The 12,933-nt window shown below is 60.9% G+C and carries 8 protein-coding genes; 7 read left to right on the forward strand and 1 reads right to left on the reverse strand.

The window, feature by feature from the left end; genetic code table 11:
• Positions 1-4: 4 nt before the first annotated feature.
• On the reverse strand, positions 5-1,069 hold the full coding sequence (gene rfbB, locus NCCP436_RS09445) for a dTDP-glucose 4,6-dehydratase (RefSeq protein ID WP_220803744.1): 1,065 nt from the start codon (positions 1,067-1,069) through the stop codon (positions 5-7).
• 70 nt (positions 1,070-1,139) lie between these two features.
• Between rfbB and NCCP436_RS09450 the strand changes: the two genes are divergently transcribed.
• The 7 genes from NCCP436_RS09450 (at position 1,140) to NCCP436_RS09480 (ending at position 12,903) form a co-directional block, all read left to right on the forward strand.
• The gene (locus NCCP436_RS09450; RefSeq protein ID WP_220803745.1) at positions 1,140-1,292 is read left to right on the forward strand and encodes a hypothetical protein; all 153 of its coding nucleotides are present in this window, start codon (positions 1,140-1,142) and stop codon (positions 1,290-1,292) included.
• Positions 1,293-1,412: 120 nt separating this feature from the next.
• Positions 1,413-2,549, forward strand: a complete 1,137-nt coding sequence (gene bcsQ, locus NCCP436_RS09455; RefSeq protein WP_220803746.1) for a cellulose biosynthesis protein BcsQ — start codon at positions 1,413-1,415, stop codon at positions 2,547-2,549.
• 21 nt (positions 2,550-2,570) lie between these two features.
• Positions 2,571-4,706: a UDP-forming cellulose synthase catalytic subunit gene (gene bcsA, locus NCCP436_RS09460; protein ID WP_375709481.1), complete on the forward strand. Its 2,136-nt coding sequence runs from the start codon at positions 2,571-2,573 to the stop codon at positions 4,704-4,706.
• Positions 4,703-6,982 carry a cellulose biosynthesis cyclic di-GMP-binding regulatory protein BcsB gene (gene bcsB, locus NCCP436_RS09465; protein ID WP_220803748.1) on the forward strand — a complete coding sequence of 760 codons (2,280 nt, stop codon included), beginning with the start codon at positions 4,703-4,705 and terminating at the stop codon, positions 6,980-6,982. The genes bcsA and bcsB overlap by 4 nt, the downstream gene beginning before the upstream one ends.
• A gap of 3 nt (positions 6,983-6,985) precedes the next feature.
• Positions 6,986-8,161 (forward strand): cellulose synthase complex periplasmic endoglucanase BcsZ, encoded by a 1,176-nt coding sequence (bcsZ, locus tag NCCP436_RS09470; RefSeq protein WP_220803749.1) that lies wholly within the window; start codon positions 6,986-6,988, stop codon positions 8,159-8,161.
• Entirely contained in the window at positions 8,140-12,240 is a 4,101-nt protein-coding gene (locus tag NCCP436_RS09475) for a cellulose biosynthesis protein BcsC (RefSeq protein ID WP_220803750.1), read from the forward strand. Before bcsZ ends, NCCP436_RS09475 begins: the two co-directional genes overlap by 22 nt.
• Positions 12,241-12,249: 9 nt before the next feature.
• Complete coding sequence (locus tag NCCP436_RS09480) at positions 12,250-12,903, forward strand: SGNH/GDSL hydrolase family protein (protein WP_220803751.1); 654 nt, start codon at positions 12,250-12,252, stop codon at positions 12,901-12,903.
• Positions 12,904-12,933: the final 30 nt, after the last annotated feature.

The raw sequence follows: 12,933 nt of genomic DNA on the forward strand, positions 1-12,933 counted from the left end.
TTCCTTACAGTGGTGCGCCAAGCCGCTGGCCCTGATAGCTGCCATCCTGCACGCGGCGACACCAGTCGAGGTTGTCCAGATACCACTGCACGGTCTTGCGCAGACCGCTGGCGAAGGTTTCCTGCGGTGCCCAGCCCAGTTCACGCTCGATCTTGCTGGCATCTATGGCATAGCGCAGGTCATGACCGGGGCGATCGCGCACATGGGTGATCAGATCCTGGTAGCGGCTTACTCCTGCCGGTTTGTGCGGTGCCAGCTCTTCCAGCAAATCGCAGATGGCATGCACCACGTCGATGTTCCGCTGCTCGTTGTGTCCGCCGATATTGTAGGTCTCGCCAGGCTGGCCGTGCTCCAGTACGCGAATCAGGGCGCGGGCATGATCCTCCACATACAGCCAGTCACGTATCTGCAGGCCATCTCCGTACACAGGCAGTGGTCGGCCCTCCAGAGCGCTGAGGATCATCAGCGGAATGAGCTTTTCCGGGAAGTGGTAGGGGCCGTAGTTGTTCGAGCAGTTGGTGACCAGCACGGGCAGACCGTAAGTGCGGTGCCAGGCGCGTACCAGGTGATCGGACGCGGCTTTACTTGCCGAGTAGGGGGAGCTGGGAGCGTAAGGCGTGCTCTCAGTGAACAGTGCCTGGCTTGCGTGCAGGTCGCCATACACCTCATCGGTGGATATGTGATGAAAGCGAAATGCGGTCTTGCGTGCAGGCTCCAGATTCAGCCAGTAGCGACGCACGCAGTCCAGCAGGCTATAGGTGCCGACGATGTTGGTCTGGATAAAGGCTGCCGGGCCGTCGATGGAGCGGTCGACATGGGACTCGGCTGCCAAGTGCATGATGGCATCGGGCTGGAAGCGCTCCAGGACCTGGGTTACGCAGTCGCTATCGACAATGTCGGCGTGGACAAACTGGTAGTGCGGGCTGTCAGCGACTGGTTGGAGCGACTCCAGGTTGCCGGCATAGGTCAGTTTGTCGAGGTTGAGTACCTCGTGCCTGCTGTGGCGGATCAGGTGACGAATCAGTGCCGAGCCGATAAAGCCGGCTCCCCCGGTGATCAGTATGCGCATGCCTTGTATTCCGCTAGTGGCGTCGTCCAGGAAGACTCATATATGAAGCACTCGTGATATGGAGTCCGAAATGATAGTTGCGCCGAGCGCAATCACCGTGCTGGCGCAGCAGGATGGCTATTTCAACTTCAGCCTATTTATTTCCAGAGAAGATATCTATTTCAGTTTGATGGCTTTCGTTGAGAAGAAAGTTGGGTTAGTGGCATCAAAGGTATCATCTTGACATCATTGGGACTGTGCTTGACATATTGACACATGTATAATTCTAAGGCGCATTTTGACTTTATTTTGACGCTTTAAAATTGACTGCTCAGTCCGTGAGCCTAACACCAGTAGCTGAACTATGAGTGTATCGAGTGATATCAGTGGTCTGTTCAAATGGTTTGGCGGTCGTCCTGAGCGCTATCAGGAGATGACTCACGATGACCTGCATTTTGCGGCCGATACGCCAGCCGGGAATCAGGTAGCTGAGCGCGAAAGCACGGATGACGGTCAACAGGATGCCCAGCCTCACGATGCGCCTGGCGCTGCTCCGGTCGCTCGTGAACGTGGCGAGCGGGTTGAAGTCGCGCCGACCGCTGCACGCACTGGCGATGAGGGTGTGTGGTCGCTGGCCGGCCTGCAGGGGCTGTTAAGCCGACTCAGTGGTGAATCCATCAGTCCCGCTAGCGAGCATGAGGCAGTGCCGACACTGGATCATGTACATGTGGTGGCGATTGTCTCGGCCAAGGGTGGCGTCGGCAAGACGACGCTGTCGGCAAACCTGGCGGTGGCTCTGCAGCAGGCTGGACGCACTGTCGTGACGCTGGATCTGGATCCACAGAACGGTCTGCGTCATCACTTCAAGCCGGCTGCCGAGGCTGCTGCGCAGTCGGGCAATGGCATCGCGCTGGCTGAAGACTGGCGCGATTGCGCCATGCCCAGCGATAGTGGCGTGCTGGTGTTGCCCTATGGCGAAGTCGACGATGTTCAGCAGCAGTCCTTCGAGGAGCATCTGGCGGTGAACCCGGAGTGGCTTAAGCAGCGTCTGGCCGCTCTGCGTCTGGAGGAGGGCAGTGTGATCCTGGTGGACACACCTCCTGGCTCATCCGTATACCTGCGCCAGCTTCTCTCGTTTGCCAATGCCGCATTGGTGGTCAGCATGGCTGACGCAGCGTCCTACACCGCGCTGCCGCAGATCGACCGGCTGATCAAAACCTATGCTGGAAACCGAAAGGGCTTTGTCGGCACTTCCTATCTGATCAATCAGGTTGACAGCTCCCGGGCTTTGAGCCGCGATATTGCCCGTGTGCTTCACGAACTGCTTGGCTCGCAGATCCTTGGTGTGGTGCATCACGATCCGGCGATCGGTGATGCTCTGGCCTACAACCGTAACGTACTGGAGTATGACCCGCAGGGACGCGGCACTGGCGATATCCTCGAGAACGCCAATGCGCTGATTGCCCGTCTGGTCAACGCACCCGCTGCGTGCGCCCGCTAGATGAGGCCTAAGGGGGGCATAGTGCCGGACTTGCTGGCGAACCGCTGGTGTTCCGCGATCCTCGGGCTGCTCGCTGTTGCCCTGCTGCTGATGGTAGTGGCGGCACCGCTTGAGCTCGAGGCGCAGATGATTTTCTGCGCTTTGTGTCTGTGCGCCACGCTGATATTGCGGCGCCGGGCCGGACGTCTGGCGATTCTGGCACTGATCGTCATGTCCGTGATTGCCTCGCTGCGCTACATGTACTGGCGGCTGACTTCCTCGCTTGGCTTCGAAAGTCTCCTGGACATGGCCTTCGGCTATGGTCTGGTCGCTGCCGAACTGTATGCTTTGCTGGTTCTGCTGCTTGGTTACGTGCAAACGGCCTGGCCATTGCAACGCAGACCTTATCCGCTACCCGAAGACCCCCGGCAGTGGCCAAGCGTCGATCTCTACATTCCCACCTACAACGAGCCGCTGGACATCATCCGCCTGACCGTGCTGGCGGCTCAGGCCATCGACTGGCCGCGCGACAAACTCAACATCTATGTGCTTGATGATGGCCGCCGGGATGAATTCCGGCGGTTCTGTCAGCAGGCCGGGGTAGGCTACATCACCCGTAACGACAACAAGCATGCCAAGGCCGGCAATCTCAACAATGCGCTGAAGATAACCAGGGGCGAGTACATCGCCATCTTTGACGCCGACCACGTACCGACCCGCTCCTTTCTGCAATTGGGCATGGGCTGGTTCCTCAAGGATCCGAAGCTGGCGCTGTTGCAAACGCCGCACTTCTTTTTCTCTCCGGATCCGTTCGAGAAAAACCTCAATACCTTTCGCAGCGTGCCCAACGAGGGCGAGCTGTTCTACGGCCTGGTACAAGACGGTAACGACCTGTGGAACGCTACCTTCTTCTGCGGTTCCTGCGCGATTATCCGTCGCGCTCCGCTGGAAGAGGTCGGCGGTATCGCTGTGGAGACCGTGACCGAGGATGCGCATACCGCGCTGAAGCTCAACCGTCGCGGTTACAACACTGCCTACCTGGCGTTGCCGCAGGCCGCCGGACTGGCCACCGAGAGTCTTTCCGGGCATATCGGCCAGCGCATTCGCTGGGCCCGCGGCATGGCACAGATCTTCCGGACAGACAACCCGCTGCTGGGGCGCGGTCTGTCGTTCGGTCAGCGGCTCTGCTACCTCAATGCCATGTTGCACTTCTTCTACGGGCTGCCGAGGCTGGTGTTTCTCACTGCCCCGCTGGCCTACCTGGTATTCGGTGCGCAGATTTTCCAGGCCCAGGCGATGCTGATCGTCGCTTATGCATTGCCGCATATCCTGATCGCCAGCCTGACCAACTCCACTATCCAGGGGCGTTTTCGCCACTCGTTCTGGAACGAAGTCTACGAGACGGTACTGGCCTGGTACATCATGCCCCCGGTGTTGCTGGCGATGATCAACCCGAAGCTGGGCAAGTTCAACGTGACGGCCAAGGGCGGGCGCATCGACAAAGGCTACTTCGACTGGAAGATGGCGCGGCCCTATATCGTAGTGCTGGTGCTTAATCTGCTCGGCACTCTGATCGGCCTGTGGCGGCTGGCATTCGATGGTGATGCCGATAGCACGACTGTGCTGATCAATCTGAGCTGGACGCTGTATAACCTGATCATTTGTTCGGCTGCCGTGGCGGTGGCCAGTGAGACGCGGCAGATTCGTGCCGAGCCGCGGGTGTTTGCCCATTTGCCGGTGACCCTGCATTTTCCTGACGGCTCCAGCGTCGATTGTGAAACCAACGACTTCTCTCAGCGCGGCATGGGGGTTCGGTTGCCGGAAGGACTGGCCGTTGCTCACGGTCAGACATTAAGGGTCTCGCTCAACCGCGGTCGTGAGGCGTGCACCTTGCCGGCACGAGTGGTGTTCAGCAAGGACAGCACGCTGGGTCTGAATTTCATCAATCTTGACCTGCGGCAGCAGTTCGAGCTGACACGTATGACATTTTCTCGCGCTGATACCTGGGCTTCCACCTGGGGGCAGGGGAGTGTCGACACTCCTCTGGGCTCACTGGCGGAAGTCAGCACTATCGGCTGGCGAGGTATCCGTCAGTTGGCAAGCGCCACGTTCGACGAGTTGCGACGTCTGGCACGCGCTACCACTGACCTGGAAAGCACACAACCGAGGAAAACATGATCTCCTTTCACTCCGGCTCATCGATCACTCGGGCGCTTTTCGCCTTGTCTTCCGTTCTGGCGCTGGCGGTCAGCGCGTACGTGCAAGCGGACTCGGAAGAACCGATAGCCGAGATATCCGATGACACTGCCCAGGTAGAGTTCGAGCCGAGCTACAGCGCGACACTCCGGCAGCTCGGCGCCAATTACGTCATGAATCTGCGCGGTATCGAAGGCAGCGACAGTGTGAGCTTCGATATTCGCGCTGATCAGGTGGTGACAGGTGCGAGACTCAATCTTGAATACAGTTATTCGCCTGCACTGATTCCTGAGCTGTCGCAGCTCAACGTGATGGTTAACGACCAGCTCGCCGCCAGCCTGCCGTTGCCGCGTGAAGGTGCGGGTAGCCTGCAGCAAGAGCTGGTACAGATTCCGCCGCATCTGATCACCGAGTTCAACCGCCTGACGTTGCAGCTGATTGGCCACTACACCATGCAGTGCGAGGATCCGCTGCACTCGAGCCTGTGGGCCAAAGTAAGCAACGAAAGCCGTCTGGATCTCAGCACAACGCCCCTGATTCTGGCCAATGATCTGGCGCTGCTGCCGCTGCCGTTCTTCGATCCGCGTGACCGCCGCGAGCTGGAGTTGCCGTTCGTATTTGGCGGGCCACGCGACAGCCATACGCTGGAAGCGGCGGGGGCGGTGGCATCCTGGTTTGGCGCCTTGGCCAGTTATCGCGGTGCGCGTTTTCCAGTGAGCATCGATGAGCTGCCGCAGCAGGGCAGTGCCGTGGTGATGCTGGTGGGGGAGCACCGCCTGACCGGTCTCGACAGCGAGCCGGTGGACTACCCGACCCTGAGCGTGCAGAGCAACCCGAACGATCCCTACGGCAAGCTGCTGGTGATTGCCGGGCGTGACAGTCAGCAACTCAAGCAGGCTGCCCACGCCCTGGTCAGTGGCAGTCGTGCGCTCAGCGGGACCAGTGCGCGAATCGATCAACTGGTCGTGCTGCAGCCGCGCAAGCCCTACGATGCGCCCAACTGGCTGCCCAGCGATCGCCCGGTACAACTTGGCGAACTGCTCGAGTTGCGGCGTATGAGTGTGTCCGGCTACGACCCGGGCACCATCAGCGTGCCGTTGCGTCTGCCGCCGGATCTGTTCAACTGGCGCGAGAAGGGCGTGCCGCTGCATCTGAAATACCGCTACACGCCGCAGCAGCAGTCGACCAACTCATCGCTGCTGGTCAGTGTCAGCGGCAAGTTCCTCAAGTCGCTGCCGCTGCCTTCTCTGGAGAAGTTGCAAGATGAGCAGAGCACGATGGCGCGTCTGGGTGGGGACGATAGTCTGCTGCGTGAGACGCACCTGCTTCTGCCGCTGGACAGCCTGCCGGTGCAGTCTGCGTTGCAACTGCGCTTTATGTACGACTACATCAAGCAGGGCGAATGTCGCGACATCATCATCGACAACATGCGTGGCACCATCGAGCCGGATTCGACCATCGACATCAGCGGCTATCGCCATTTCATCGCCATGCCCAACCTGGGGGTATTCCAGAACAGCGGTTTCCCCTTCACCCGCATGGCCGACCTCTCGGAAACCGCGCTGGTGATGCCGCTTGATGCTGGAGGCGCCGAGATTTCCGCCATGCTGGAGATTCTCGGTCGCTTCGGCGAGTCCACCGGGCTGCCGGCTACCGGGGTCAGCGTGGTGTCTGGTGAGGCTGACGAGCAGTTGCGCGACCGCGACCTGCTGGTTTTCGGCTCTGCTGCCAGTCAGCCGCTGTTGCAGCGCTGGGCGCAGTACCTGCCGGCGGCACTGGACGGTCAGGCACGTTTTGAATTCTCGGATCTGGTTCATCAGGTGCGCACGTGGTTTGCTGGCGACTCGCGCGCCAACCTGCGCCAGGCTCGCAACAGCCTGACGCTCGGCAGCGGCAGTGTGAACAACTACCTGGCCGGCTTCGAGTCGCCGGTCAGCAGTGGTCGCAGCGTGGTGGTGGTGGCTGCCCGGGGCGAGGAGGGCTGGCGTGAGGTCACCGCGGCGCTGCGCGGTGGCGAAGATTTCGAGCAGTCAGTCCAGGGTAGTCTGGCGGTGGTCAACGGCAAGCGCATCCACTCGTTGGTAGCGGAGGAACAGTATTTTGTTGGCGAGCTGGGCTGGTTCCGCTATCTGCAATGGCTGTTGTCGCGTCATTTGGGACTGATGCTGCTGGCTACCGCGCTTGGGGTGCTGCTGGCCAGTCTGCTGCTCTTTGTCAGTCTGCGTGCACGTGCACGTGCTCGCCTCAAGGTGAACTGAAGCATGGCCCGTCGTCTCCTGAGTCTGTGTGCCGGTGCACTGCTGTTTGCCGCCAGTGGTGCATTGCAGGCTGCTGGCTGTGCGGTGGAGTGGGCGCACTGGCAGCACTTTGCCACACGCTGGATTCAGCCGGACGGGCGTGTATTGGAGTCGAGCCTGGAGAAGAATCACACCACTTCCGAAGGTCAGTCCTATGCGCTGTTCTTTGCCCTAGTGGCCAATGACCGGGAGCGTTTCGACAGAATCTGGCGCTGGAGTCGCGAGAATCTGGCGGGTAATGACCCGCACAGCATCCTGCCTGCCTGGCACTGGGGCCAGGGCAAGGATGGGCGTTGGCAGGTACAGGACGCCAATTCGGCATCCGATGCCGATCTCTGGTTTGTCTATGCCCTGCTCGAAGCGGATCGACTGTGGGGTAGGCCGGCTTACAAGGCGGACGCCCTGGGGCTGCTGGAACAGGTCAAGAAGCAGGAAGTCACGAACTTGCCCGGGCTTGGGGCAGTGTTGTTGCCCGGGCCGATCGGCTTCTCGCACATAGGTCATCTCTGGCGAATCAATCCCAGTTATCAGCCTTTGCCTTTGTTGCGTCGTCTGGCAGCGGTGGATCCGGGTGGCCCCTGGAAGGACATTGCCGGGCAGACCGTTACGCTGGTGCGTGAAAGCGGCTCGCATGGCTTTGCCGCTGACTGGGTCGGTTATCGAGCCGTCTCGGAGACCGCCGGGTTGTTTACCAGCGATCCGATGAAGGGCGATACGGGCAGTTATGACGCCATTCGTGTCTATCTCTGGGCCGGAATGACCGACCCGCGTGACCCACTGGCAGCGGATCTGCTCGACAGCCTGAGCGGAATGGCGCGTGCGACTGCCTCCACCGGCCTGCCTCCGGAGAAGGTCGATGTACGCACTGGGACTGTCGAGGGTCATAGCCCGACGGGTTTTTCGGGGGCTCTGGTGCCCTTCTTTATGGCCAGAAAACAACCCTGGCTGGCAGAGCTTCAGTATCAGCGTGCCAACGAGGCGTTGGTGCAGTGGCAAGCGGGCGCTGCCGCGCCGCCCCTCTACTACGACTACATGTTGAGCATGTTCGGCCTGGGCTGGGCCGACAACATCTATCGTTTTGATGAAGACGGTCGTCTGCAGCCGTATTGGGAGTCCTCATGTTCCATTATCGCCCGCTGACCCTGGCACTGCTGGCTGCCTTGACCTGCGCGGAGGTCCAGGCACAGTCCGATGACGCTCGTACCTTGCTTATCCAGCAGGGCTACTTCTGGCAGGGGCAGGACAGGTCGGAGCGTGCGGCCGAGGTGTGGAACAAGGTTCTGCTGATCGACTCCCAGCAACCGGATGCACTCTATGGGCTGGGGCTGATTGCGTTAAAGGCCGGGCGACTGCCGGAAGCCAGAACATATCTGCAACGCTTGCAGGCACAATCGCCTCTGCCGCGCCAGGCCTTGCTGCTGGAACAGGATATTCGTCTGACCGAGCCGGCCAACCTCAAGTTGCTGGAGGAGGCGCGCCTGCTGGTGGAGGAGGGTGATCGCGCGCGCGCGGCCCAGGTCTATCGTCAGGCACTGGGAGGCAAGCCCGGACAAGGACAGATTGGGGTTGAGGTCTACAACAACCTTGCCTATGTCGAGCAATTCTGGAATGAAGCACGTGGTGGTCTGGAGCGCCTGCAGCGCGAATACCCGGATGATCCCTATGTTGCGTTGTTCCTGGCCAAGCATATGGCGCGTTACGAGAGCACTCGTGCCGAAGGTATTGGTGCGCTGGCCCGACTGGCCCAGCGAGAAGACATCGGCGGTGATGCCAGTGAGAGTTGGCGTCTGGCGCTGACCTGGATCGGGCCACCGAACAAGGCGCAGCAACCCTTGTTCGAACAGTTTCTGCGCAGCCATCCGGATGATGAAGAGATTCGTGGCCTGCTGGCCCGGGGGCGCAGCCAGGCCGCCGCTAGCGGTAAGGCGGGCTGGACGCGTGCTCCGGCTCTGGAACGGGGGTTCCGGGCTCTGGAAAAGGGAGAGTTCGAAGCCGCAGAGCGTGAATTTGCCGGGCATTTGAAAAACCACCCGAACGATGCCGATGCATTGGGTGGTCTGGGTGTTGTGCGGCAGCGCCAGGAGCGTCTGGAGGACGCCGAGATGCTGCTGGCCAAAGCGTCGCAACAGCCTGGCGGACGCGCCTGGCGTACTGCGCTGAATGATGTGCGCTACTGGGCATTGCTCCAGCGTGCTCGTGAAAGCGTGGCACGCCAACGGATAACGGATGCTCGCCAGCAATTGGCTGAGGCGCAGCGTCTCAAGCCCCGTGACAACGAAGCGCTGCTGATGCTGGCTGATCTGCAATTGCAGCAGGGTGAAACAGCGCAGGCTGAAAAGGGCTATCGCCAGGTTCTGTCGCAGAAACCCAAGGAGCCTCGTGCCCTGCGTGGTCTTGCCCAGGTTTTGGCTAAGCAGGACAAGCCGGATGAGGCTCTGCGTCTGCTCGAAGAGCTGTCGCCGGCTGAGCGCGAGAAGTGGGGCGGGCTGGCTCAACTGCGCGCCGAGCAGTCGATGATGCGCGCTCGCGATGCCGAGGCTCGGGGTGATGTGCAAGGCATGCGTGAGGCGCTCGAATCGGCCCTGCGTGATGATCCGAACAATCCCTGGGCGCGTTTGTCGCTGGCGCGTCTGTATGTGGATCTGGGAGCGGTCGACGAAGCGCGTAGCCTGGTCGATGGCTTGCTGGTAAGCAAACCTGATGATCCGGATGCGCTTTACACCAGTGCACTGCTTTCGGTTCAGCTCGGTGAATGGGCCAAGGCGCAAGCGACGCTGGCGCGCATTTCGCGTGAGGCGCGTACGGCCGAGGTCAACCGTCTCGTCAGTGAAGTCGATTTCAACCTGCAGCTGGAACGTATCGCTGAACTAAGCCGCACCGGGCAGCGTGCCGAGGCTCGTGTTTTCCTCAAGCGAATGGAGCCCTCGGCCGGGACACAGCCGGGCCGTCTCTCCGCCTTGGCCTTGGCCTACGCCAGTGCCGGCGACCCGCAGCGTGCCATGGACATCATGCGTGACCTGTTGGCGCGCAGTCCGCGCCGGGATGTGGGGCTGACCTTGAGTTATGCCGGGGTATTGCTGCAGGCGGAGCAGGATGTGGAAGTCGCTGGTATCCTGCGTGATCTGCAGGGTAGCCGCATGACGCTCGATGAGCGCAAGCAATACGACGATTTGCTGTTCCACTATCGTGTACGCCAGGCCGAGCAGTTGCGTGAACGTGGAGAGTTGGCTGCGGCGTACGATACCCTGGCACCGGCGCTTGCCCAGCGACCACAGGATCCTCTGGTGGTAGGCGCACTGGCGCGCATGTACAGCGCCAATGGTGATTCTGCCAAGGCGTTGTCGCTGTACAAGCCGTTGGTGCAGCGTAATCCCAACGATGCCCGGCTACAGGTAGGTGCCGCTGAAATGGCTGCCCAGGCCCGCGAGAATGCCTATGCCGAGGCGGCATTGGAAAAGGCCGTTGAGCTGGCTCCACAGGATGCGGAAATCCTCACCTCGGCAGCGCAGGTCTATCGCTCGCTGGGACGCAGCGGTACCGCCGCCAAGTTGCTGAGTCGAGTCGTAGCGCAGGAAAAGCGCCAGCAAACGCCGGCTTTTGCCGTGGCCGAACCTTCCGGTACGAAAACGGCCAACCCTTTCTCGGGGGTTGGCTCGTTGGCCGCGGCGCCAGAAGCCATACCGACGCCCGTGCAGAGCATGCGTGAGTCGTCACTGGGTAATGGCATTCCTGCTCCTGCCAGCGGAGGTGACCAGGCACTGCCGCTGGGTGGCGAATACCGCAGGCTTTTCAGTCTCGATTCGGAGCAGGTCGCTGATACGTCGGCAGATAATCCCTTCGCACTTTCCGATCCACGCAGGCCGCATGATCCTCGAGCGGGCATGAGCGTGGCTGCCCGGGCGCTGGATGAAATCCGTGAGGAGCGCAGCCCTTATGCGGTTCAGGGGCTGACTGTGCGCAGCAACGACAGCGAGTCCGGATTGAGCAGGCTCACCGACGTGCAGGCTCCGCTGGAAATTAATTTTCCGGCCGGCGATAGCCGAGTGGCACTGCGGGTGACGCCGGTACACCTGAATGCTGGCAGCATCGATGACAATGCCAAGACACGCTTTGGCGGTGGAGCCCTCGGAGCCGCATCTGAAATTGCAGATATCGCCGATGTGCGTAATGCGTTGGAGCGGGTCGACGTCAGCACGCTTACAGCCGATGAGCAGGCTGAGCATGAGCGGGAGCTGGCGATGGTCAACAGCCGGATCGGCAGTGCACTCAGCGGCGTCACGGGGGCGGTCGGCCGCCAGCGCGACAGTGGCGTGGGTCTGGCCGCCGCCTGGGAGAGCAAGGCCAATGGTTTGAAGGCCGATATCGGCGTCAGCCCCATGGGCTTTCTCTATAGCACCGTAATCGGTGGCGTTAGCCTGGATCGTCCGATCGCCGGAACCGACCACGCGCGTTACGGCGTGACACTGTCACGACGCATGGTGACTGACAGCCTGACTTCCTTTGCCGGAGCCAAAGATGCACGCAGCGGGCTGGAGTGGGGCGGTGTGACAGCCAATGGCGGGCGTGCACAGATCAGCTATGACGATGGCGATATCGGCGCTTATGGCTATGGTGCCCTGCATGCCTTGCGTGGCCATAACGTCAAGTCCAACACGCGTGCCGAACTGGGTGGTGGCGTCTACTGGTATCTGCTCAACGACGAGAACAGCATGCTTACCGCCGGGCTGAGCCTGACTGGCATCAGCTACGACAACAACCAGGGGCATTTCACCTACGGCAGCGGTGGCTACTTCAGTCCGCAGGGCTTCTATTCCCTGGGTGTGCCGGTGAGTTGGTCGCATCGCGGCGATCGCTGGACCTATGCGTTGCGCGGTTCCCTCGGCGTTCAGCACATCAAGCAGGAGTCTGCCGACTATCACCCGAACGATAGTGATATGCAGGCCGCCCTCGAGCAAACCTCCAGGACGGCTGCAGGGTTGGGCATCTTTATCCCGACCCGTATATCCGGCTCAAGCGATACCGGCATCGGCTACAGCCTGGCCGGCAACGCGGAGTATCGACTGGGCAATCAGTTCTTCCTTGGCGGGCAACTGGGTGTCGACAACGCCCAGGACTATCGCCAGTGGAGCGGTGGTTTGTATCTGCGCTACATGCTTGAGGACATGACCGGGCCGATGGCGCTGCCGGTTTCCCCTTATCAATCTCCCTACGCTAACTGAAGGTTTCCCATGGCTTCCTCTTTGCTTGCTGGCCTGACCATCCTGATCATCGGCGATAGCCATATGGCCACTCCCTACTATCTGATCGGCGGGCTGCATGACGACCTGATCCGCAAGGGTGCCAATGTCCACTCCATTGGCATCTGCGGTGCTAATGCCGGTGACTGGCTGAAGGCCTCGCCAGGCGGTGCCTGTGGCGCTGCGGAGCGACGCGGCAAGGAGGCGGCGGTATCCCTGCGTGGCAATGTCACGACCACACCGATCAAGGAGCTGATCGCCAAGGACAAGCCGGATCTGGTGCTGATCGTCATCGGTGACACCATGGCCGGCTATGACAAACCGTCGTTTCCCAAGGCCTGGGTCTGGCAGCAGACCTCCAGCCTGACCAAGGCAATTGCCGAGACCGGCACCCAGTGCGCCTGGGTCGGGCCGAACTGGGGAACCGAGGGCGGCAAATATGGCAAGACCTACGCCAAGGTGAAGCAGATGTCGACCTTCCTGTCGGCCAATGTGGCGCCTTGCAGTTACATCGACTCGTTGAAGTTTTCCAAGCCCGGCCAATGGGCGACCACTGATGGGCAGCATCTGACCGAGCAGGGCTACAAGCTCTGGGGGGCGGCAATCAGCACAGCGCTGGAAGACGTGCGCAAAGGCAGCAGGTAGACCGCGCTGTCCGTCCATTTGAGTTGATCT

Origin of the sequence: Pseudomonas sp. NCCP-436 (assembly GCF_019656335.1) — a bacterium.
Lineage (GTDB): Bacteria > Pseudomonadota > Gammaproteobacteria > Pseudomonadales > Pseudomonadaceae > Aquipseudomonas.